The following is a 23,083-nucleotide window of genomic DNA, read 5'->3' on the forward strand; positions in this document are numbered from 1 at the left end:
CATGACAAATGAAAAAGCTTGGATTATTCGCAGGGTTGGCAAGTTCGGTGTTACTACTCGGGGCATGTGGAAGTGAAGAAGCGGCGCCGGTCGCGGCGACGACGGAAGAAGGAAAGACAGAGGTCGTCTTTTGGCACGCGATGAGCGGTGACTTGGAGACAGCATTAAACAGTCAGGTCGATGCGTTCAATGCTTCGCAAGACGACTATGAAGTGAAGCCAATCTTTCAAGGAACGTACGAGGAAGCGCTGACGAAGTTCAATGCGGTCGCCGGCTCGGAAGACGCGCCTGCCATCATGCAGACGTTTGAGGTCGGGACGAAATACATGATTGACTCGAACAAGATTACACCAGTTCAGGAGTTCATCGACAAAGAGGACTTTGACACGAGTGTGTGGGAAGAGAATATCTTGAGTTACTATCAGGTCGATGGCAAACAATACTCGATGCCGTTCAACTCATCGACACCGGTCCTCATCTATAACAAGGAGGCGTTTGAAAAAGCAGGGTTCGACCCGGAGAAGGCGCCACGGACGTATGACGAGTTGAAAGAGGCGGCGAAGAAGTTGACGACGGACGGTCAGACCGGCTTCACGATGCTCAACTATGGTTGGTTCTTTGAACAGCTCGTGGCTGCACAAGGTGGGCTGTACGTCGACAACGATAACGGACGAAGCGATGAGCCGACGAAGGCGGTGTTCGATGGGGAAGAAGGTCAGAATGCGTTCAACCTCATCAAAGAGATGTACGATGAGGAGACGTTCCTAAACGTCGGTCAGAACTGGGACGATATGCGTGCGGCATTCCAATCTGGAAAAGTCGCCATGTATCTTGATTCGTCAGCAGGAATCCGGACCGTTGCGGACAACGCAGACTTTGAAATCGGCGCATCGTATTTACCAGTACCGAATGAAGCAGATCGTCAAGGTGTCGTCATTGGAGGGGCTTCACTCTGGATGGGTGACGGGATTGCTGACGAAACGAAAGAAGGTGCATGGGAGTTCATGAAGCATGTGTCATCAACGGAAGCACAAGCGCAGTGGCATGTCGATACAGGATACTTCGCCATCAATCCTGAAGCGTACAACGAACCAGTCGTGAAAGAGATGTGGGCGAAATATCCACAGCTCAAAGTGACGGTCGACCAACTCAGTGAGACGAAGGCGTCACCGGCGACACAAGGTGCGCTCATCTCGACATTCCCGCAATCACGTCAAAGCGTCGTCAACGCGATGGAAAGTTTGTATCAAGGCGTGTCGGTCGAAGAGGCATTGAAGCGTGCGGCTGACGAGACGACTTCCACCTTGGGGCAATGAGATGTTGATTTACGCACATCGTGGCTATAGCGCCAATTACCCGGAAAATACACTGTCGGCGTTCGAGGCGTCTCTCCCGTACGTGGACGGAATCGAGCTGGACGTACAGTTATCAAAGGACGGTCGCCTCGTCGTCATTCATGATGAGACCGTCGACCGGACGACAGACGGGACCGGATGGGTGAAAGACATGACACTCCAAGAGCTACGTCAGTTGAAGATTGACGGGTACGAACACATTCCGACGCTAGAAGAAGTGCTCGGATTGATTGAACGGAGTGACGTCACGCTGAACGTCGAATTGAAGACGGACCAATACGCGTATCCGGGCATCGAACGCCTCGCTTGGCTCGCCGTCAACGAGTTTCAGCTGACTAATCGAGTTGTCTTCTCCTCATTCAATCGGGAGACGCTCGTCCGAATGCGGGATGTGGCGCCCCACGCACGTCTTGCGGTCTTGACGCTCACGGGCGAGTCGGACATCGTCTCTTTTGCTGAGACGATTCGGGCCGAGGCGATTCATGCTCAGGTTGAATTTATCGGTTCAACTGCATGGGAAGACATGAGGCGCACGTCACTTGAGGCACGTCTCTACACAATTAACAACGTGAAGGACCTACCTCCGTTTCCAGTTTCAGCCATCATGACGGATGAAGTCGAACGGTTCGTGAAATAAGCAAACGAAAACCCAGCTCCTTCAATAGAGGGAGCTGGGTTCATTCATGTCATGATTGGTTCTGATGTTTCATAAGTCGAGACGACGACTTGGTTGCGTCCTTCGTTCTTCGCTTGATAGAGCGCTGAATCCGCAAGGTCGACCATACGCTTGATGGAAAGGGCGGTACCATGGGCGACACCTACAGATGTAGTGATTTGAATCGGAGGAAAGTTATTTAAATAAAATACTTCAGTGGCAATTCGTTCCCGAATGCGATTGGCCACTTTATCCACTTTTTTTGGGGTCAAGTCGTACATCAAGATGACGAATTCTTCTCCGCCGATGCGAGCGACCGTATCGTGGGCACGTGTCTCCACCTTAAGGATGTCAGCAAACTGTTGCAAGACGAGATCACCATTACCGTGACCATATGTATCGTTCACTTGTTTGAAATGATCGATGTCGAGAGCGAGGACGTTGTAGGTACGATTTTCTTCTCCAAGTGTGGCGGTATAACGATCCCAGACTCGACGATTGAACAATCCGGTCAAGTGGTCTCGTTCGGAAGATTGCTTATACTCGAGCGCGCGTCGAGTCGTCTTCTCTAAATCAATCGTGAGCGTACTCGAGAGCAGCCCGACGAGCATGCCGACCATCCAAATGGTCAAAACGAGTGACACATACGCCGCACTCCATCCCATATTGATATAGACAGCGATTGAGATGACGAGCAGCGCCCATACGTTCAAAAAGATACTTTGAAAGAAGAAACGTTCTAACAAAAGTCGGTGAATCCAAAGCATGCCGATGCTGACGATGAACGTCGCGATAAAGGCAATCACAGCCTGCTCGGTCACCCCAAACAAGAAACGCGTACTCGCGATAACAAGTGTGGCAATTAACAATGGAGACCGGGCTCCGTAAAAAGCGAGTAAGACGAGTGGTAGGTGACGTAAATCTACACGAACTGTGTCATTGGCTTCAACGGCGTTATACATTAAAAAAAGACCTAGCGCACCTGCCATCAAACCGATGATGAAGCCACGGAGACGCTGTGAATTAAATAGAGAAGAGTGATAAATTTTTGAAATCACATAAAACCCGGTGAATGCGACACAGGCATTGAGCAATAGAACAGTGAGCGTCATTCTTTCACGACCTTTTTCATAGACTATACGTTAACCGTAGCAGTCTGCAAAATAATGTCAATCGTAAGATGTGCAAAAATCATATAGTCTTCACGCTTTTTTCTTCGTACCTCGAAACGCGAAGAACATGGCGATGCCAATCCCAATCCCGAGCCACCAGTTGTCGAGCGTGAGACCGAATACGACAGCGAACACAACAGCGACCGGAATCGATAAGTATCCACGTTGTTTCATGATTTGTCACCCTTTCTTTGTCCTGCCATCCTTATTCCCGCAAATGCAATCCTTCATGCAATTCCGAGAACGCTTTCATGAAAATGGCTCAACCATGAGGTTTGTCCAAATAATGAACAGATAAATAAACATGTGAAAAAATGAACAATCTGTCTATTCAAAGGGAAAAACTCTTGCTATATTGTTTATGTGATATTTTTCACAATAAATCAATTCAATCTTTAATGGAGGCATCCTACATGATTACATTTTTCATCGCTTTAGGAATATTATTACTTGGTTATCTCGTATACGGTCGTTACGTCGAGAAGACGTTCGGCATCAAGGAGGAGCGGACGACGCCCGCCTACGCTTCCCGGGACGGCATCGACTACGTGCCGATGGGCAAGAAACGGAACTCGATGATTCAATTACTGAACATCGCCGGCGTCGGACCAATCTTTGGGCCGATCATGGGAGCGCTCTACGGACCGGTCGCCTTCCTTTGGATCGTGTTCGGGTCCATCTTTGCCGGGGCGGTGCATGACTATTTGACCGGGATGATCTCCCTGCGGAATAACGGGGCACACTTGCCACAACTGGCAGAGAAGTTCCTCGGGCGCTCGCTCCGCCATGTCGTCAACGGGTTCGCACTTTTACTTCTCTTACTCGTCGGGACGGTGTTCGTCACGTCTCCGAGTAACATGATCAACAACTTGTTCGACGGGGACGCCTCGACGCTCATGTTCGTCATCTTCGCCGTATTCGCTTACTACATCTTGGCGACGCTCCTGCCGGTCGATAAGATCATCGGACGCATCTACCCGTTCTTCGGGGCATTACTTGTCATCAGTGCCATCGGGATCGCGGTCAGCTTGTTCGCCCAAGGATACAAGATTCCAGAGATGACATTGACGAACATGCATCCGGACGGCCTGCCGGTCTGGCCGCTCCTGTTCTTCACGATCTCATGTGGGGCGCTCTCCGGTTTCCATGCGACACAGTCGCCGATCATCTCGCGGACGACGATGAACGAGAGCAACGGCCGCTCCATCTTCTACGGCATGATGATCGCCGAGGCGGTCATCGCGATGGTCTGGGCCGGGGCGGCGATGGCCATCTTCGAGCCGGGTGAATTGCTCGGGCTCATCAACTCAGGGACGCCGGCACTCGTCGTCCAAGAAGTGGCGACACTCATGCTCGGTAGCATCGGCGGGACGCTCGCGATCCTTGGGGTCATCGTCTTGCCGATCACATCAGGCGACACGGCGTTCCGTAGCGCCCGGATGATCATCGCGGACTACTTGTCGGTCGCACAGAAGAAGTTCTCGTCACGCCTCTGGATCGCGCTCCCACTCTTCGCGATCTCATACGTGCTCACGAACATGGACTTCCAGATGCTCTGGCAGTACTTCAACTGGGCGAACCAGACGACAGCGGTCATCGCGCTCTTCGTCGGGGCGATGTACCTGTACATCAAGGGGAAGAACCATTACATCGCGCTCCTTCCGGGGACGTTCATGTTGTATGCGGTCTGGTTCTACATCTTGACGGCGCCGATCGGCTTCAAGCTTGATGGGGTCCTGCCGTACGTCATCTCGACACTCGGGACGCTCGTGCTGCTCTTCTTGTTCCATAAGCGGGCACGCGCGATGCGGGCGGCACAGATGGAGTGTGACATTCCAGTGAAAGAAGTCGCATGAAAAAGGTTCGGCTGATCAAAAGTATCAGTCGAACCTTTTCACGTATGGTGGCGTACGAACATAAGAAGATGCGTGACGTGCATGCAATTCAATCGTGAATGTCGTACCTTCTTCATAAACGGAGTCCGCATGGATTCCCCAACCATGGGCCTCGGCAATTCGCTTACAAATACGTAGACCGAGCCCTGTTCCTTTAATGGTGTGATGGGCTTTCGAATCGACACGATAGTATTCATCAAAGACATATGGGAGTGCATCCGCTGGAATTCCGATTCCTGTGTCAGAGACGGATAAGGTGACGGTACCTGCCTGATTCTCGACCTGTGTGTGCACAGTTCCTCCTTCAGGGGAGTATTTAATCGCATTTCCAATCAGATTATGGAGCATTTGTTTCAGTTTTTCTTCGTCTGCTTGAATATGGATGGGAGGAGCAGCGTAAGTCACTTCATGATTTGGTGACATGGCCTGATAACTCTCCGTGATGTCTTTAAGCAAAGGAAGAAGAGGAAAGGTTGTGACGGCCAGTTGTTCTGCCGAATAATCAATTTTTTGATAATCGAGGAAGTTATCGACGAGTCGATCTAACCGCTCTGCCTCTTCTTTGACATGCCGCAACATTTTGGACGTTTTTTCATTACCATCATGATTGTTCATCAACAATTCAGTATAGCCATGAATGGCAGTCAGAGGAGTACGGAAGTCATGGGACAGTTCAGCGATAAACGCGTTTCTTCGTTCTTCAAAGCGAACGGTCTCGGTTTGGTCACGCCACATGATGAAGACGCCTCTTGGTGTTCGGGTGAAGTTGAAGATCAGGTGTAGCGTCCGGTCATCAAACCGAACGCGTCGTGACGTCATGCTTGGCCATGTCTCGGTCTCGCACTCGAGCAATTCTTGAATCATGTGCGCAACTTGCGCCATATCTGCTCCATGCTCTTCAAAAATTGTATAGAGGAAACGAGTTAACGTTTCCATGGAAGTGAACGATTGTGTCATCATCGAAGGGCACCAGTGACGAAGCAGGTGATTCGTATAAAGACGGTGTTTCGAAAAATCGATATAACATATCGCATCCTGCACTTCTTCCACAACGGAAGCGATGGAGAACGTGTGACGTTCCTGTTTTTGACGAGCGGATCGCTTTTGTACTACCCTACGAAATCGGCGCATCAACCTACCTCCTCGCAATCATTTGTACAGTCGTTCACAACTAGTATACGACATTCGAGCGGGAATCCCTATACAGGCGATAGTCCTAACAGAAACGTACCGAAATTGGGACGGACATGCAAAACACCTCTCCGTTGAGTGAACGGAGAGGTGTTGGGTCATTCGGTCACATTTAATTGTCCCATCATCCCGTTCTCTTCATGCTCGAGGATGTGGCAATGATACATGAACGTGCCGGTTTCGGTGAAGGTAAGTTCAATTTTTACCCGTTCATCAGGAGCGACGGCTACCGTGTCTTTCCAACCTTTCTCATAATCGGCTGGTGGGTTGCCATCTCGACTGATGATTCGGAACTGGACACCGTGAATGTGGAAGGGATGCGTCATCCCGCCCATCATGTCTGGTTTGTTCTCGATTTCCCATATCTCTGTGTCCCCTTGTTTCACTTTTATATCGATTCGGTCTGGATCATACGTATCGCCGTTGATGGACACCATGTTCCCCATCCCGAACAAGGTGAGCTGACGGTCTGTTTTCGTATTCACTGGAGTCGGTGTTTTCTTGCTCGTTGGTATATCGATGGACGCTTTGTCGAGTTCACCAACACGAAACGTAGTGAAAGATACTCCATCAGCCTCTAAGGCGACATCATCTTCTATTTCTGAAAAATCAATTAACACTTCGGCCCGTTCACCTGGTGTCAACGAGATGGTCTTCAAAGAAACCGGTTGTTCCAACAGCCCGCCGTCTGCCGCGATTTGCGTCATGTTTTCCCCATTCGATAGTGTAAAGTCAAAATCGCGCGCGTTCGAACCATTGACAAGGCGGACTCGGAGCGTTTCGGTTTGGACATCAAACGTTGTATTAATGGCTCCGTTCGCAAGAATCGTATCGCCCGTCGTCCCGTCGACGTTCATATGAGCATCGTAGTCAAGTTCACCATCTTTTGTGAAGAGCCGATCCTGTACGATAAGCGGGATGTCGTCGACACCATAGTCATTCGGGAGACCACTCTGTGCATCGTCGGTCACATAAAGAAGACCGGCGAGCCCTTTGTAAACTTGTTCAGCTGTTGCGCCCATCGGATGGGGGTGAAACCAAAGCGTACTCGGCTCTTGGTCGATATCGAGTCGAACTTGTGCACGGTCGCCCGCTGCTATAGCTTGATGCGGCCCTCCGTCCATTTCGGCAGGGATGACAAGACCGTGCCAGTGGAACGTTGTCGGTTCATCCAATCGGTTGATTGTATCAATCACGACTGTCTTTCCTTTTGGGAGCTCGAGCATCGGTCCGAGTAAGTTTCCGTTATATCCAAGCGTTTCTGTCGATTTTCCATTTTGAAAGAACTGTGACGTTCCTTCATCTGCTACTACCGTATAATAGACGGTACTGTCCGTGACGCGGTTTGGTTTCAAGGGGGAGGGAATCGGAAGCGATTGTTCCGGTTCATCAGATGCCTCGATTGCTTGCGTCGTTCCGTGTCCCATCGGTCCGCCATTTCCTGTCATTCCATCGTTGCCCATCATATAATCATCCATCTGTTCAAACGTTGAATTGTTGTCCCACATATGATTCATATTGTTCATGTTCCATCTTCCATTGAATAAGACGAACAGTAGAACTAGAATGATCCCGATCAATATCCCCGTTAATAGGAACCATATTCCTTTTGATTTCATCATTTAACACTCCTTTATCTATCAGTCCTTACTTTGTTTTACCACTTAATTGTGAAAGAAACATGAAAGCCTAAATTCGTTTATCAATATACCGCACAGGGGTATATCATCCGTATAAAGGAGAGGATGAATAATGGAGCATGAACATCACGAACATCACGAACATCATGAACACCATGAAGAGAGTCATGATTCTCATCACGGAGGACATGGACATGAACATATGATTGAAGACTTTAAACGGCGCTTTTTTGTTTCGCTCGGTTTGATGATTCCGATCCTCCTGTTGTCGGATATGATTCAAGAATGGCTTCGATTTGAACTTGATTTTCCATTTGAAAAAACAATCTTGTTTGTCTTAGCGACGATTGTGTATGTATACGGTGGATGGCCATTCTTAAAAGGGAGTGTGGATGAGCTGCGGGATCGTAGCCCGGGTATGATGATGCTGATCGGCTTGGCAATCAGTGTCGCTTACTTCTATAGTGCCGCTGTCGTCTTTGGATACGGAAGTGGACATGACTTCTTTTGGGAACTCGCTTCACTGATTGTGATCATGCTACTCGGTCACTGGATTGAAATGCGTTCGGTCATGGGGGCGTCAAATGCGTTGGAGCAACTCGTCCAACTGTTACCGAACGAGGCGCATCGCATCAACGGGGAAGAGACGGAGGACGTCCCGATCTCTGAGCTTAAAGAAGGAGATCGGATTCTCGTCAAACCAGGGGAACAGGTTCCGGTAGACGGGAAGATTATCAAAGGGCAGACGACAATCGATGAGTCGATGTTGACAGGTGAATCGGTCCCGGTCGAAAAGTCCGAAGGTGAGGACGTCATCGCAGGTTCCATCAACCAAGAAGGGAGTTTGACGATTGAAACGATCGGTACGGGAGAAACTACGTATTTGTCAAAAGTCATCGAGTTGGTGAGCGAAGCCCAAAAATCGAAGTCACGGGCTCAAAACTTGGCAAACCGTGCGGCGAAATATTTGTTCTACATCGCGATTGCTGCTGGAGTCATCACGTTCACCATCTGGTTCATGCTCGGCTACTCGGTAGGGACGGCGGTCGAACGGATGGTGACGGTCATGGTCATCTCGTGTCCGCATGCACTCGGACTGGCGACACCGCTCGTCGTCGCAGTTTCGACAGCGCTATCGGCGAAACAAGGTCTTCTCATCCGTAATCGGACCCAATTTGAAGAAGCACGTCGACTCGATGCCGTCATCTTTGATAAGACCGGTACGTTGACGGAAGGGAATTTCGGCGTCACGGACGTACAGGCGAGCTCATCTTATACGGAAGAAGACGTGTTACAACTTGCAGGATCGGTTGAGCGTGAGTCGCAACATCCACTCGCACAAGGAGTATTGAGAGAAATAGAAAAACGGGAGTTGAAGCTCTCCGCTGTCGATCATTTTGGCTCCATCACAGGTGTCGGTTTAGAAGGAACGGTTGACGGTGCGCACATACAAGTCGTCAGTCCACGTCATATCCGTGATCAACACATTCAAATCGATGAAGAAACGTTCACGCGATTATCGGAAGAAGGCAAAACCGTCGTCTTTGTCCTGAAGGACGGTGAATGGGTCGGTATGATTGCGATGGCCGATCTAGTACGGGAAGAGGCGAGGGAGACCGTCGAGGCCCTTCGTGAAAAAGGCATCCGCTCCATCATGTTGACGGGGGACAACGAGAAGGTCGCGCATTGGGTCGCGGGTCAGCTCGGTATCGATGACGTGTATGCCGAAGTATTGCCAGACGACAAGGCGAACCAGGTAAAAAACGTCCAGAAAGATGGCAGCAAAGTAGCGATGGTCGGAGATGGGATCAATGATGCCCCGGCCTTAGCGCAAGCTGATGTCGGAATCGCAATCGGGAGCGGGACAGACGTTGCCGTCGAGACGGCAGACATCGTCCTCGTCCGCAGTAATCCGAAAGATGTCCTATCGATTTTGGAACTTTCACAAAACACGTATCGTAAGATGATTCAAAATCTATGGTGGGCCGCTGGTTACAACATCGTCGCCATCCCACTCGCTGCGGGCGTGTTGGCACCAATTGGCATTATCCTATCACCAGCCATCGGTGCCGTTTTGATGAGTCTAAGTACAATCATTGTCGCCATCAACGCCCGACTTTTGAAGATTTAACAAGTTTTTCATCTTTAGCACGTATGCTAGATGGGATGCTAATGATGGAGGGATTGAGATGAAACGAACGTTTATGCTATCACTATTACTGACTCCCCTGCTCTTGTCGGCGTGTGGAGCAGAAGAGGAACCATCGGATACAAATCAATCAGAAAACGAAACGACAGCGACACAGGACATGTGGCAACGCGTGGGAGCGGATGAAATGGTCTCCCACATCCACGGGGCAGGATTTTGGCAAGACGACGAACGTCCTGTCATCGCAACTCATGCCGGGTTGATGGAATATCGAGAAGACGGTTGGTATACGCTTCCGACAAATCGCCATGACTATATGGGGTTTGAAGTCGTCGAGGATGGATTTTATGCGAGCGGTCACCCCGATCGTCGGACAGATTTCAAAAATCCACTTGGGGTCATGCATGGAAAAAATCATGGGGTGGTACTCGAGAGTCGGTCGCTTGAAGGAGAGGCAGATTTTCACTATATGAGCGCCGGTTATGCCACAGGTACACTCTACGTTTATCTGGAAGAAGCGACCTCGGAGCTAGAACCGGGATTTTATCGTTCCATCGATGGTGGGAGCTCATTTGAACCGATGCAGGTGCAAGGAATAGAGGAAGCGCAAGTGGCAGGTATCGTCGCCGATGCGACGGATGCGGAGCGCGTCTTCTTGTACGGGCCGTCCGGCATCCTCGTTTCGAATGACTCTGGAGATTCGTTCGAGCCACTTGTTGAAGCAGAACAAGTTGTCACGGTCGGAGCGGATGAGGGACAGTTGGCCTACGTACGACAGACAGATGGTTCTTTCGAAGGGGTTCGTTTCAACTTAGACGATGAGTCGACAGAGACGTTCAACCTTCCAGAGCTTCAAGCGGATGCTGTGCCAATCAAATTGGCAGTCAAAGAGGAGCACATGTTGCTCGTCACATCGGATAACAGCGTATATGAGTTTACAGACGGGGAATGGGAGATGCGCCTCGACAAAGGTGAGCTCAACTGATCAAAAGACGCCTTTCCATTAAAGGATAGGCGTCTTTTTGTCGAGTGGAAGCATGATGGTGAAAGAAGTGCCCGATGCGTCAGACGTGACTGTCAATTCTCCGCCGTGACGGTTGACGATTTGGTCAGCGATGGCGAGTCCGAGTCCACTGCCACCGGTCTGTCGGGACCGTGATTTTTCCACACGATACAGGCGGTCAAAAATGTGAGGTAAATCTTTTTCAGGAATGCCTTTCCCATTGTCTGTAATGGTCAGGATCAGGTGAGTGTCCGTGACGTTTGAGCGTAGGGAGACATGAGAGGCCTCACTATGTTCAATCGCATTATGGGCGATGGAGCGGAAGACTTGGAGCATCCGGTGCCGATCCAATGTAAGAGCGATGTCTTGTTGTCCCGTGTTCGGTGCAGCATCGAAGTGAATCGTCGTCATCCGGAACATCGTATCGAGCATTCGACGTAAGTCCGCACAAAACGTCGTGACGGTCACTTCTTCTCGGTGCAACAAGAATGTGTTTTCATCGAGCTGTGCCAATTGAAACGCATTTTCGACGAGCTCTGTGAGCGACCGGCTCTCATCTAAAATCGTTTGAATCGACTGTTTGCGTAATGATTCGGGCGTGCCTTCTTTCGAAGCGATTTCGGCGTAACCCCTCAAGTAAGTGAGAGGGGTCTTGATTTCATGCGATAGGTCGGATAAAAACTGACGACGTTCCCGCCGTAGTCTTGATAGTTCCACTGACATCGATTCGATGGCACGCGCTAATTCACCGATTTCGTCGACACGATTCGTCGGTAACCGTAAATCGTCTGGGTTTGTCAATACGTTCTCCGTTGCTTGTTTCAATGATTGAATTGGTTTTGAAATCAATCGACTCAAGAGGATGAACGTCAAGACGGTCGTTACGAGCGCGATCGCCGTGATATATAGGAATCGCCACTGGAGCCGATGGCTAATTCCATGAATGATTTCGGTCGGTAAAAACATATAGACGTATCCATACCGTCTGTCGGTATCATCTGTGATTGGCGTACGAACGCTCAAATACGGTTCGTTTTCCCAGTCGTCCTCTAGGACAGTCGTGTCGTCGAAGGGGCCAGTTTGTTTTTTAGAATCGACTGTATCGGCAAGGACTTGGGGAAAGAAGCGTGAAGTCTGAAGAAGATGATGCGTGGGATCAGTGATGGCGACTTTCGTATCGGTCTCACTTTCCATGGTCGCTACATGATCAATCGTCTCTTCGGAAAAATTCATTGCTAATACGCTCGCATGGCTCTCGGCCCGAGATTCGAGGCGATTGATTTCTTCTACAACGCGTTCGCCGAGAAGCGTGTGATAGAGGAGAAGAAACAACACACCTTCAATCAATAGGGTTGATAGGAGAAAGATGAGGCTGATGCGAAACGGTAGACTGTTACGACTTCGCTTCATCCGGAACGCTCCTCGGTCCATCGATATCCACGTCCCCATACCGTCTTTAAATAATCATCAATCGGAAATCCTGCATCTCCTAACTTTTCTCGAATCATACGAATATGCGCATCAACTGTGCGAGGGTCGGATTCTGCAGAGTAGGGCCAGACGAGATCAAATAAATCTAGGCGATTGAAGAGTCGATTCGGGTGCTGAAGGAACAGTTTCAAGATGGCCGTCGCTTTCGGTGTGAGGACAATCTCTTGTTCTTCATACAAAACGCGTCCGCTCTCCTCATCGTAACGTAGTGGTCCGTATTGGATGTTGACGACACGGGTCCGGCGCAAGACGGCACGAATACGAGCGAGGAGCACGTTACCATCGAACGGTTTGGTGACGTAATCATCCGCTCCAGCATCTAATCCTTGGATGGTCGTCTCATTGTCTGAACGTGCCGTCAACAAGACGACAGGTAATGCAGGATCCATCGTCTTTAACTGACGACAAAGTGAGATCCCATCTACTTCTGGCATCATAATATCTAAAAGGACGAGATCCGGTCGCTCTTCGATTTTGTCGAGTGCGGAACGGGCATCGCTCGCCTCGATGCAAAAGTAGCCGTCACTTTCAAGAAACAAACGAATCAAATGTCTCATTTTTTCTTCATCGTCTACGATGAGAATCTTCATCTTGCATTCCTCCTTCCTCTTATTATTATCGTTCCGTGTGCTTTGCGTGATTTCCTTCCATGGCGAAAAGAGTCTGTAGTTGTTCACGTGCGCGTTCGACGTCTCGACAGTAAATGACGGGTACTCTCGCGTCAATCGGTCGATCCGTGACGATGGCTACTGCACCATTTCGGATGGCGGCCCTCACTAAATCGACGCCACGTTCATTGATTGGGCGCTTGCATATATATAAAAACATTTTATTTATTTTTTCTGGTGTCGTTCCGATTCCGCGAATTGTCATTTCTTCCGGGTGATCGAGATAGGACCAAGATAAAACAGAATCAAGTGTTGCTAGTACGTCACGCAATGTCCGCTCTTGCATCATCGTTCTCCTTCCTTGCATGAACTCAATTTCACTAGTGTACCCGATGTTTGTGAAAAAGAAGTGAAAAGCGTTAAGAGTACGATTAGACGGAGAAATAGGCGGGTTTGAGTATAGAACAAGTAGGAAAAAGAGTTTTTATACGCACAATAAGAAAGGATGAATAAGATGAAACAGTACGGTAAATTTGGAATCATGATTGCGGTCTCGACATTCCTGATGTATTGGCTCATGTATTTGAACGTGTTTCAGTTCAATCATATCTTCTTTAGTCAGACGAGGTTGTACATGGCACTCATCATGGGATCGGTCATGGCGTTCGTCATGCTTCTCTTCATGTGGGGGATGTATAAGAACAAAACAGTTAACTTTATCATCCTAGGGGTCAGTGCTCTCGTCTTCAGTGCCTCACTCTGGCTCGTTAGGAGCCAGACGACCGTCGATGATGTCAGTTGGATGAAAGCGATGATCCCTCACCACTCGATTGCCATTTTGACAAGTGAACGCGCTGAAATTGAAGACCCACGCGTGAAAGAATTGTCTGAAGAAATCATCAAGGCACAGCGCCGTGAAATTGAAGAGATGAAGCGATTGATTGAAGATTTAGAGGATGAAGAGGAGAACGCCGAGGAAAATCGTGAGTAACAGACATGCACAGTCGAAAACGGCTGTGCATTTTTTGTATGTTGAAAAGGAAAAATAAAGAAAGTAAGTTATAATTTGTTTTCCTTTATTTGAAATATAAATGACATATTTGTCGGTTCGTTTTGGTGGTAAAATTTTTTCAGTTAGATAATATAAAAAATAAAAATTTAAATACATAATTGAAAGGATTTACCGCATCATGAAACGAAAGATGCTCTCTCTCTTCTGTGCAGTCTTACTCACCATGGTAATCTTCACTCCACCCAGTACCCCTGCTGAAGCGGCGACCATGTATTATGTCAAAGTCACGACCAACAGTTTAAACGTCCGTTCGGGTCCAGGCACGATGTATAAGATTGTCGGTAGCGCGAAGTTGGGACAGTCGTTCAAATATCTCGGCGTGGGCGGGGGATGGACGAAAATCAATTTCAACGGGACATCCCGCTACGTATCGAGTACATATGTGAAGAAGTATAGTGTCTCCACGCTTTCAACGACATCGACTGCGAAGATGATCATCCCGACAAAAGGGACGTTGACACAAAAGTATGGTCCTGCGAGCGGGCAGTACGGTTATACGTTCCATAACGGCATCGACTTGGCTGCTCCAAGAGGAACACCGGTCGTGGCAGCCGCGTCTGGACAAGTCATTGTCTCCCGAAACTACGGGGCGTACGGGAATCACATCATGATGACCCATCAGTTAAATGGCCAAACCTACATCACGGTATACGCACACCTCGACGGCCTCCATGTCGTCAATGGACAGACGGTCACAAAAGGGGCGACGATCGGAGCCGTCGGGAATACCGGCAACTCGTTCGGGAACCATCTCCATTTCGAAGTACACCGGAACAGCTATGTATATAGCAGTTCAGCTCCTGCCAACAGTATCAATCCATATACGATGTTTTGACGCAAAAGCACGCGCTCCCCAATCGATGGGGGCGCGTGCTTTTTGGTTAGTGGATCGTTGTTCGTTTGTTTCGTCCGAGTTGGTTGGCAACGATGAGGCTCGCGCCAAGAACGACACCGAACACTAATCCGAATAAGTTGTTGAAGAGTAACATGAGGATGATCCCGAAGACGAGACCGATACTCATGAGGCCAATCCGATCAAACATAGTGAATCCCCTTTTCTGTAGTTGTGCACCTCAATGATTACCCGAGAATTTCAAAGAAAGAACACCGACGAAATGGATCGATTGATTCATTATACGTGTTTGTCCGAACTAGGTTTCGTTTTGTAGAAACTATAGAGAACGCTAATCAAGATGACGAGAACGATTGTCCCGAGCGACATCCAGATCGGCATCTTGTACACATCACCTAAAATCATCTTCGCCCCGATAAAGACGAGCATGAAACTGAGGCCGTGCTTCAAGTAATAGAAGCGGTCGATCAAGTTGGCGAGAACGAAGTAGAGACTACGAAGTCCAAGAATCGCCATGATATTCGCATAGAAGATGATATACGGGTCACGCGAATACACGAAGCTCGCGGCGACCGAATCGACGGCGAAGACGATATCTGACAACTCGATGAAGATGAGCGCGATGAAGAGCGGTGTGAAGAACAACTTCCCGTTGATCCGTTTCGTGAACTTCCCAGATGAAATGTCTTGTGTGATCGGAAGGCGTCGTTCGAGCCAACGAATCGTCTTATTTTCTTCAAGTGACTCGTCTTTCCCGATATTTTTATACATCACCCAACCCGTATAGACGAGGAACGCTCCGAACACGTAGTACACCCAACCGAAGTTTTCTAACAACGATACCCCAGCGACGATGAAGACGGCGCGGAAAAGAATCGCTCCGAGAATCCCCCAGAACAACACTTTGTGCTGATACTTGAGCGGGATGGCGAAGTAGGCAAAGACGAGCGAGAAGACGAACACGTTATCAATCGCGAGTGCCTTCTCGATGAAGTATACGCTCGCATATTCCGTCGCGGCCGTACTGCCTTGCGTGTAGAACAACCATCCCCCGATTACGAGGGCAATCCCAATCCAGACAAACGTCCATGTCCATGCCTCGTGGAGCGAGACTTCGTGTGCCTTGCGGTGGAACACCCCGAGGTCAAGCGCGAGCATGAAGATGACGATGAGTAAAAACCCGATGAGTAGGGTCAACAACAATTCATCCTTTTAAGTTCATATGAACCTTTATATCGTTAATTTAAGTTCGAATGAACTTAAAGTCAAGTGTTATTTTGTTATCGAGTTAATTGCATGTAGAGAACGGGAATATATTCTGAAGCATGAGAAAGGGGATGGCCGCATGAAATATTTAGTCACCGGAGCAACGGGTAAACTAGGCTCAAAAATTGTGGAGGAGCTACTCAAATCAATTGATACGAGTGATTTAGCTGTCAGTGTACGGAATCCAGAGAAAGCCGCTTCACTCAAAGAGCGCGGGGTCGATGTGCGACATGGTGACTTCGATCAGCCGGACACACTCGATGAAGCGTTCAAAGGTGTCGAGCGTCTGTTGATTATCTCGGCAGATGGTGATAACGACACGCGAATTCGTCAACATACGAACGCGGTCGAGGCGGCAAAACGGGCTGATGTTTCATTCATCGCCTACACGAGTCTCGCCGATGCGACAGACAGTGAGAACTTGATGGCACCTCCACACGTCGTCACCGAGGAAGCAATCGTGGAATCAGGGATACCTTACGCGTTCTTACGGAACAACTGGTACTTAGAGAACGAGTTGTCGAGTATGCAAGCAGTTGTTGACGGGGCACCGTGGATCACGGCGGCTCGGGACGGGAAAGTCGGTTGGGCACTGCAACAAGATTATGCAGAAGCTGCGGCGAATGTCCTGTTGAAAGAACAGCAGGAGAGTGCTGTCTATGAATTGTCTGGACCACTTCATACCCAGCAAGATCTTGTAGACGCACTCAGTGAAGTGTTAGGCCGTGAAGTGATGATGCAAGAGCTGAGCCTCGAGGCATACGAAGAGACGATGCGTGGGGCAGGGATGCCCGATGACCTGGTCGCACTTCTTGCTGGCATTCAACGAAGCATCCGTCAAGGAACGCTCGAGATTCACGAGAGCGACTTTGAACCGGTTCTCGGACGTCCGGTCACACCGCTTCAAGAAGGAATTCGTCAATTACTCGATCGATAATACAAATGCCCCCGACCGCTTGGTCGAGGGCATTTGTATTACGTGCGTGATGCGTGATCTTCGAGTTGTGTCGTCACATCTTCAAGTGCGTTCGCCGTGATGGCAAGACGGTCTGACATCGAACTGAGCTCTTTTTGGACGGCGACCTGTTCTTCCGTTGCGGCGGCCACGTGATGAATCTGTTGTTGCAGTTCGCTTGAAGCGTGTTTCGTTGATTCGAGGCGTGTTTCGAGCGTCTCCATCTGCGTGGTCACGAGTTGTCTCGTTTCTTGAATCGACGCGATTTGTGCATCGATTTCGGACACGTCTTCAGTGAGGCGACCGAAGACGGCCGTCACGTCATTTGTGACGGTTTGACAGTTCTCTGTTGCTTGTTTGAAAAGGTGAGCCGATTTCGACACGACCGTCGTATCATCCATCAATCCACCGAGGACACGGGTCATCTCGGATGCATATTCGCGTGACTGGGCGGCGAGCTTCCCGACTTCAGAAGCGACGACGGCAAAGCCACGACCAGCTTCTCCGGCACGAGCCGCTTCAATGGATGCGTTCAAGGCGAGCATATTCGTCTGTTCACTGATTGAGCCGACTTGCTGCAAGATGCCTTGGATTTCAGAGGAACGATTCGTCATCGTTGCGACGATCTGCTCGAGTTGCTCGGATTCCGTGATGATTTCATGTACTTTTTCTTCCATGAGACGCATATCCGTATTCCCAGAGAGGGCGTCTTTGGCGATGCGGGAAGAGGCTGCTGCCGTTTGCGCCATCCGTTCCTGGATGAGTGCTGTCAGGGAACGAATCGATTGAATTTCATCAGCCCCTTGCACCATGGAAGCTTGTTGGGACGAGGCGTGCGCGACAATCGGGTCGACCGTGATGGCAATCTGTTCACCAGATTCGAGTGACTGGTTCGCAGCCGATTCGAGTTCTTCCGCGTGACTATTTAAGGACTGAACGAGGGAACTGACGTCTTGAATCGCTTGTCGCAATAACTGTCGCGTCTCCTGCTCGTGCGCCTTGACACGTTCCGTCTCTTTGTTGCGGAAATGAATCTGGGCGACGAGTACGGCACTGAGCAGAATCAAGTACACGGCGTGGACGAGCAGTAGGCTAAAAGGATAATCGCTCGTCCCACAGATGAGTGCCGGGAATAAAAAATATCCCGCCAAATGTTGAACTGCGAAGATGCCTGCACTATATAAAATCAAGTCGATTCGACGCATGAACGACAAAATCGCCAAGACGACAAAAATCGAGAAGTGATATTCAACGAGTCCTTGTCCACCGGCGACCGTCGAGATGCTCGCGAAGGTGAGCGTGAGCATCATCCAATACGGGAACGTTTTATCTTCTCTTTTTAGGCTGACGAGCATCATTCCGAAGAAGACGAGTGGGAGTGCGAAGAGCACCCACGTCACACTTGAATACACATAGTCATCTGCGCCGTTTCGTAAAATCGTATACGTATAAGCAAATTCCGTGAAACGGTGAAGCAAATGGACGACAACCGACGTCATTACAATCAATAACGTCGTCAACAACATCAACTGATTTCGTTTCGTAAAACTCATGTTTCTTTCCTCACATTCTCGTTTTCATTTGTTGTAGCTCTATACATATCGGAAGAAGTTCACAGAAGTTTATTCTATTTACACATTCACGGCACAAAAAAAGAGCATGATGCTCCTTTTCATGAGTTTTCAATTCAACCCAAGCCACTTTTTAACAGGCTCACGGAAGATATATGTGACAACAATCAACCCGGAGAAGACGAGCGCGGCGATGAAAATCGTGGTGACACTACCTGAAGCGAGGCTTGCTCCAAGAAAACTATAAGCGAACGTACCTGGAATCATGCCGAGCACGGTCGCCGGGACGAAGGCACGGAAACGGACGCGTGAGATTCCGCCGGCGTAGCTGAGTAAGTCAAAACTAACGAGCGGGATCAGTCGTAGGACAAATACATATAAAAACCCCCGGCGCTCCATCTGGGTGAACAGTTTCTCTGACCACAGATAACGGTCAACATTGATAACCGAGCGACCGAAAAAGCGCCCCATAACGTAACCGGTCGTCGCAGCAGCGGTCGCACCGATGATGATATAGAGGACTCCTGGCCATACGCCGAACGCGAGACCGGCTCCAAGTGACAGCACAGATGTCGGTAAAAAGGCGACCGGCCCGATGGCATAAAGAAAAATAAAGAAGAGTGGACCCCAAAATCCAAATGACAAGACGATGTCCCGGATGTCAGACGGACGCAACTCATAATGAAAATGAGTGATATAAAACAACGTGCCGAACACGAGTAAAAACAGAGTGATTTTTAGCCAACGTGGCATGAGGCGTCCCTCCTTTTTTCTAAGCATACCGTAAACTCAGCTCATGAAAGAATACGAATGTGCGAAAAAACCGAAGCGTTAGCCTCGGCTTCCTTCGTAGCGCTGAATCCATTCCTCGACAGTCATCTTCTCGACGAGTTCTCCGACCAAGTCAAACGGGATTCGCTTCACGTTATTGAAACGGATACAGCTTTTTCCCATATCAAGTTTCGTCGGGACACGACTGGCATACTCCCGTTCGAACCAAGCGATTAATTCAGGGTCAGCGTAAATGCCCATGTGATACAGTCCGACATGGCGCTTTTGCGCGATTACACTGATAAACGGTAGTGGCGTCCCCGGTGTGACATGATACCCGAACGGATATCGATCGAGTGGAACGACGTAATGGACACCATGTCCGTCCGTCGTTTTTTCAAATCCGCCAGGTAAATGAGCATCGATGACCTCGAGCAGATGAATAAATGAATCGAGCCGTGCCTCGTCGACGAGTGTCGTCACGTCCATCATGATTCGCCTCCTCGTAAGATTTTCTCCATTTTCTTTCCTTTTGCCAACTCATCGATGAGTTTGTCCAAATAACGGATCTCACGCATGAGCGGTTCTTCCACGTTCTCGACGCGGACCCCACAGACGACGCCTTTGATGAGGGTGCGGTCTTCGTTGAGACGAGGTGCGGCAGAGAAGAATGTGTCAAAATCAACCCCATCAGCAATTTGACGCTCGAGTCCGAATTCATCATACCCGGTCAACCACTCAATGATGGTGTCGACTTCTTCTTTCATCCGTCCTTTCCGTTCGGCTTTGACGACGTAGAGCGGATAGACGCTCGCAAAGCTCGTAGTGTAAATACGGTGTGCCATGTGTCTCCCTCATTTCGGTCCTATTTTCTTTATTTTCTCATATTTAGATCGACGTGGGTTACACCCATTCCATAATCCCGTTCAAATCTTTATAAATCGCATCCGGGTTAACATCGAGCTCCTCGAACGGCAAGTCATTCCGATTGATCCAGGCCGCGTGGAAGCCGAAGTTTTTCGCCCCGGCGATGTCCCATCCGTTCGACGATAAGAAGAGCACCTCGTCACGACGAAGACCGGACGTCTTGAACCAATGCATATAGGCGGCTGGCGTTGGTTTTGGTTGTTTGATGCCGTCGACGCTGACGACTTCATCGAAATAGTCGGTCAGTCCGGCGTTTTGAAGCAATACCTCGAGCATCTCGTCCGTCCCGTTCGAAAGGATGACGGTCTCCACGTCATGCAGCTCTTTTAGGACCGACTCGACCTCCTCATACGGGGTGAGGTGCGCATACGATGCAATCAGATGTTGTTCGATTTCATCCGTCGCTTTTGCGTCATGCACGTCGAGCGCGTAACGGAGTGCGTCCCGGGTCACTGTATCGAAATCTTCATATCGTCCCATCATGTGCCGCCAAAAGAAATACTCAAGTTGTTTCGTTCGCCACACTTGACTGATAGCTGCTCCTTTTTCAGGGAACTCTTGTTCACAGGCATCTTTTACAGAATGGACGTCGAATAATGTGCCGTATACGTCAAAGACGATGGCTTTGATCGTTGGTTTCATAAAAACATTCCTCCTTCTGTGTCGATATACCCGTCTTGTTCAGAATATAATAGGAGAAAGGGGGACATTATGTATATTCCAAAACAATATTCGGTCAAAGAGCGAGCTGAGATTTACGCATTTCTCGATGCCCATCCATTCGGTACCATCGTCACGCATGATGGGGACAAACCGATTGCGACACATGTCCCGTTACGATTCGATGAGGCGAACAGTCAATTGACGACGCATATTGCGAAAGCGAATCCGCAGTGGCGAACGATTGAAAATCAAACCGTTCTCGTCATATTTCAAGGACCAAACGCTTACGTGTCGGCGTCATGGTACGGCCATGAGGACGTTTCGACATGGAATTATCAAGCCGTACACGTGTACGGACGTGCGACGATTCTCAATGAGAAAGAATTAGTGGAGGAACTTTCAGGATTGCTCCAAGAGCATGAAGGGGAACGTGAGCATGCAGTGCGTTGGGATACATTATCAGAACCAGTAAAGCGACAAATGCACGGTGTCGTCGGATTTCGGATTGAGATCACGGACATGCAGGCGACGTTCAAACTAAGTCAAAATCGAAACGATATGGATCATGAACGGATTGTATCAGAGCTTGAAAAACAAGATGAACCGATTGCTGATGTCATGCGACGCCATCGGGAGTTGTAATCAACCTGTCCTAAAAAGACAGGTTTTTTCATATTTCTTTGCCGAATAGCGGTTGACATGACTTAGATGCACGTCTATACTCATAAATGATAATGATTATCAGTATCGAGAAAATAGAGAAGTTGAAAAAGGAGAAGAAACACGTGAACAAGAAAATGAAGAAGTGGTTACATATGTTTATTTTTGCTTCAGCGTTTGCACTTATTTTAGCCGGCTGTGGTTCGGAAGAAGCTGAGAACGCTTCCACGAACGAAGGGACGGAAGAATCAGCAGAAGGATATCCAATCACGATCGAGCATGCGTTCGGTGAGACTGTCATCGAAGAAAAACCAGAGCGTGTCGCAACGATTTCTTGGGGGAACCATGACGTCGCGCTTGCACTCGATGTCGTACCGGTCGGATTTTCAGCTGCGAACTACGGTGTCCAAGATGACAGCGGCATGCTTCCATGGACAGCTGAGAAGTTGAAAGCGCTCGGGGAAGAGAACCCGAACATCTATCAAGATACAGATGGATTAGACTTTGAAGCAATTGCCGATTCAAATCCGGACGTCATCTTAGCGGCCTACTCAGGCATCACGCAAGAAGACTATGACACGCTTAGCCAAATCGCGCCGGTCGTGGCGTACAAAGAGACACCTTGGGTCACGTCATGGCAAGACATGGTTCGCTATGACTCACTCGCGATGGGACTTGGTGAAGAAGGCGAACAATTGATTAAAGACACGGAGCAGTTGATTACAGACAAGGCGACAGCCGTTTCTGAGATTGCCGGTAAAAAAGCCGCTTTCGTTTCGATGAGCGCGGAAGACCTTTCAAAATTCTATATCTATACGACGGGTGACCCTCGCGGTGCTTTCATTGAAGAGCTCGGGATGGAGTACCCACAAAACATTTTAGATGAAGCGGAAAAAGCAGATAGCTTCTATCTTGAACTCAGTAAAGAGAACGCCGACATCTTGAATGACGTCGACATCTTCGTCACTTACGGAAATGAAGACACGTTGAAGGCGCTTCAAGCAGACCCGCTCTACAGTAAAGTACCAGCCATCGAGCGTGGTTCGGTCGTCTTGATCGAAGACAACACACCACTCGCAGCGGCTGGAACACCGACGCCACTCTCAATCGAATATACGATTGATGAGTACGTCTCACGCGTATCGGATGCCCTTGCGAAAGTAAAATGATGCAAAATCAGGTGAAA

Annotated in this window: 24 protein-coding genes; 10 read left to right on the forward strand and 14 right to left on the reverse strand. The window is 49.1% G+C overall.

The window, feature by feature from the left end:
- Positions 1–8: 8 nt before the first annotated feature.
- Positions 9–1,316: an ABC transporter substrate-binding protein gene (locus KNO96_RS07405; protein ID WP_214703192.1), complete on the forward strand. Its 1,308-nt coding sequence runs from the start codon at positions 9–11 to the stop codon at positions 1,314–1,316.
- The gene (locus KNO96_RS07410) at positions 1,279–1,992 is read left to right on the forward strand and encodes a glycerophosphodiester phosphodiesterase (protein WP_214703193.1); all 714 of its coding nucleotides are present in this window, start codon (positions 1,279–1,281) and stop codon (positions 1,990–1,992) included. Before KNO96_RS07405 ends, KNO96_RS07410 begins: the two co-directional genes overlap by 38 nt.
- A 44-nt stretch (positions 1,993–2,036) precedes the next feature.
- Here KNO96_RS07410 and KNO96_RS07415 read toward each other — a convergent pair whose 3' ends face one another.
- Both KNO96_RS07415 and KNO96_RS07420 read right to left on the reverse strand, forming a co-directional pair.
- Positions 2,037–3,122: a GGDEF domain-containing protein gene (locus KNO96_RS07415; protein ID WP_214703194.1), complete on the reverse strand. Its 1,086-nt coding sequence runs from the start codon at positions 3,120–3,122 to the stop codon at positions 2,037–2,039.
- Between the two features lie 90 nt (positions 3,123–3,212).
- Positions 3,213–3,356 (reverse strand): hypothetical protein, encoded by a 144-nt coding sequence (locus KNO96_RS07420; RefSeq protein ID WP_026825140.1) that lies wholly within the window; start codon positions 3,354–3,356, stop codon positions 3,213–3,215.
- Positions 3,357–3,595: 239 nt separating this feature from the next.
- Here KNO96_RS07420 and KNO96_RS07425 point away from each other — a divergent pair, with 239 nt between their 5' ends.
- Positions 3,596–5,038 carry a carbon starvation CstA family protein gene (locus KNO96_RS07425; RefSeq protein ID WP_214703195.1) on the forward strand — a complete coding sequence of 481 codons (1,443 nt, stop codon included), beginning with the start codon at positions 3,596–3,598 and terminating at the stop codon, positions 5,036–5,038.
- 24 nt (positions 5,039–5,062) lie between these two features.
- On the opposite strand, the gene KNO96_RS07430 is transcribed toward KNO96_RS07425, so the two are convergent.
- Positions 5,063–6,208 (reverse strand): sensor histidine kinase, encoded by a 1,146-nt coding sequence (locus tag KNO96_RS07430; protein WP_214703196.1) that lies wholly within the window; start codon positions 6,206–6,208, stop codon positions 5,063–5,065.
- Positions 6,209–6,366: 158 nt separating this feature from the next.
- Positions 6,367–7,887 carry a multicopper oxidase family protein gene (locus KNO96_RS07435; RefSeq protein ID WP_214703197.1) on the reverse strand — a complete coding sequence of 507 codons (1,521 nt, stop codon included), beginning with the start codon at positions 7,885–7,887 and terminating at the stop codon, positions 6,367–6,369.
- Between the two features lie 133 nt (positions 7,888–8,020).
- Here KNO96_RS07435 and KNO96_RS07440 point away from each other — a divergent pair, with 133 nt between their 5' ends.
- Positions 8,021–10,039 carry a heavy metal translocating P-type ATPase gene (locus KNO96_RS07440; protein WP_214703198.1) on the forward strand — a complete coding sequence of 673 codons (2,019 nt, stop codon included), beginning with the start codon at positions 8,021–8,023 and terminating at the stop codon, positions 10,037–10,039.
- Positions 10,040–10,097: 58 nt separating this feature from the next.
- On the forward strand, positions 10,098–11,042 hold the full coding sequence (locus KNO96_RS07445) for a F510_1955 family glycosylhydrolase (RefSeq protein ID WP_214703199.1): 945 nt from the start codon (positions 10,098–10,100) through the stop codon (positions 11,040–11,042).
- An 18-nt stretch (positions 11,043–11,060) separates the two neighbouring features.
- On the opposite strand, the gene KNO96_RS07450 is transcribed toward KNO96_RS07445, so the two are convergent.
- The 3 genes from KNO96_RS07450 to KNO96_RS07460 are packed head-to-tail and all read right to left on the reverse strand — an operon-like array spanning position 11,061 to position 13,505.
- A complete protein-coding gene (locus KNO96_RS07450) occupies positions 11,061–12,470 on the reverse strand; it encodes a sensor histidine kinase (RefSeq protein ID WP_214703200.1) in 1,410 nt (469 codons plus the stop codon).
- On the reverse strand, positions 12,467–13,141 hold the full coding sequence (locus KNO96_RS07455; protein ID WP_012727305.1) for a response regulator transcription factor: 675 nt from the start codon (positions 13,139–13,141) through the stop codon (positions 12,467–12,469). Before KNO96_RS07455 ends, KNO96_RS07450 begins: the two co-directional genes overlap by 4 nt.
- Before the next feature lie 25 nt (positions 13,142–13,166).
- Positions 13,167–13,505, reverse strand: a complete 339-nt coding sequence (locus KNO96_RS07460) for a UDP-N-acetylmuramoylalanyl-D-glutamate--2, 6-diaminopimelate ligase (RefSeq protein WP_012727304.1) — start codon at positions 13,503–13,505, stop codon at positions 13,167–13,169.
- Between the two features lie 168 nt (positions 13,506–13,673).
- Here KNO96_RS07460 and KNO96_RS07465 point away from each other — a divergent pair, with 168 nt between their 5' ends.
- Entirely contained in the window at positions 13,674–14,150 is a 477-nt protein-coding gene (locus KNO96_RS07465; RefSeq protein ID WP_214703201.1) for a DUF305 domain-containing protein, read from the forward strand.
- A 199-nt stretch (positions 14,151–14,349) separates the two neighbouring features.
- Positions 14,350–15,066 carry a peptidoglycan DD-metalloendopeptidase family protein gene (locus KNO96_RS07470; protein ID WP_214703202.1) on the forward strand — a complete coding sequence of 239 codons (717 nt, stop codon included), beginning with the start codon at positions 14,350–14,352 and terminating at the stop codon, positions 15,064–15,066.
- 46 nt (positions 15,067–15,112) lie between these two features.
- On the opposite strand, the gene KNO96_RS07475 is transcribed toward KNO96_RS07470, so the two are convergent.
- Entirely contained in the window at positions 15,113–15,274 is a 162-nt protein-coding gene (locus KNO96_RS07475) for a hypothetical protein (RefSeq protein ID WP_161634144.1), read from the reverse strand.
- Between the two features lie 89 nt (positions 15,275–15,363).
- Positions 15,364–16,281: a TerC family protein gene (locus KNO96_RS07480; protein ID WP_214703203.1), complete on the reverse strand. Its 918-nt coding sequence runs from the start codon at positions 16,279–16,281 to the stop codon at positions 15,364–15,366.
- A 148-nt stretch (positions 16,282–16,429) separates the two neighbouring features.
- Here KNO96_RS07480 and KNO96_RS07485 point away from each other — a divergent pair, with 148 nt between their 5' ends.
- Positions 16,430–17,287 carry an SDR family oxidoreductase gene (locus tag KNO96_RS07485; RefSeq protein ID WP_214703204.1) on the forward strand — a complete coding sequence of 286 codons (858 nt, stop codon included), beginning with the start codon at positions 16,430–16,432 and terminating at the stop codon, positions 17,285–17,287.
- A 38-nt stretch (positions 17,288–17,325) separates the two neighbouring features.
- On the opposite strand, the gene KNO96_RS07490 is transcribed toward KNO96_RS07485, so the two are convergent.
- The 5 genes from KNO96_RS07490 to KNO96_RS07510 form a co-directional block, all read right to left on the reverse strand.
- Positions 17,326–18,858 carry a methyl-accepting chemotaxis protein gene (locus tag KNO96_RS07490; RefSeq protein ID WP_214703205.1) on the reverse strand — a complete coding sequence of 511 codons (1,533 nt, stop codon included), beginning with the start codon at positions 18,856–18,858 and terminating at the stop codon, positions 17,326–17,328.
- 129 nt (positions 18,859–18,987) lie between these two features.
- Positions 18,988–19,629: a TVP38/TMEM64 family protein gene (locus KNO96_RS07495; protein ID WP_214703206.1), complete on the reverse strand. Its 642-nt coding sequence runs from the start codon at positions 19,627–19,629 to the stop codon at positions 18,988–18,990.
- A gap of 78 nt (positions 19,630–19,707) precedes the next feature.
- Positions 19,708–20,139 carry a DUF1801 domain-containing protein gene (locus tag KNO96_RS07500; protein WP_214703208.1) on the reverse strand — a complete coding sequence of 144 codons (432 nt, stop codon included), beginning with the start codon at positions 20,137–20,139 and terminating at the stop codon, positions 19,708–19,710.
- A complete protein-coding gene (locus tag KNO96_RS07505) occupies positions 20,136–20,492 on the reverse strand; it encodes a DUF2200 domain-containing protein (protein ID WP_214703209.1) in 357 nt (118 codons plus the stop codon). The genes KNO96_RS07500 and KNO96_RS07505 overlap by 4 nt, the downstream gene beginning before the upstream one ends.
- A 58-nt stretch (positions 20,493–20,550) precedes the next feature.
- The gene (locus tag KNO96_RS07510) at positions 20,551–21,216 is read right to left on the reverse strand and encodes a haloacid dehalogenase type II (protein WP_214703210.1); all 666 of its coding nucleotides are present in this window, start codon (positions 21,214–21,216) and stop codon (positions 20,551–20,553) included.
- Between the two features lie 69 nt (positions 21,217–21,285).
- Between KNO96_RS07510 and KNO96_RS07515 the strand changes: the two genes are divergently transcribed.
- Positions 21,286–21,879: an FMN-binding negative transcriptional regulator gene (locus KNO96_RS07515; RefSeq protein WP_214703211.1), complete on the forward strand. Its 594-nt coding sequence runs from the start codon at positions 21,286–21,288 to the stop codon at positions 21,877–21,879.
- 155 nt (positions 21,880–22,034) lie between these two features.
- On the forward strand, positions 22,035–23,066 hold the full coding sequence (locus tag KNO96_RS07520) for an iron-siderophore ABC transporter substrate-binding protein (protein ID WP_214703506.1): 1,032 nt from the start codon (positions 22,035–22,037) through the stop codon (positions 23,064–23,066).
- The last annotated feature ends 17 nt before the right edge of the window (positions 23,067–23,083 follow it).

Origin of the sequence: Exiguobacterium sp. s89 (genome assembly GCF_018617735.1) — a bacterium.
Classification (GTDB): domain Bacteria; phylum Bacillota; class Bacilli; order Exiguobacteriales; family Exiguobacteriaceae; genus Exiguobacterium; species Exiguobacterium marinum.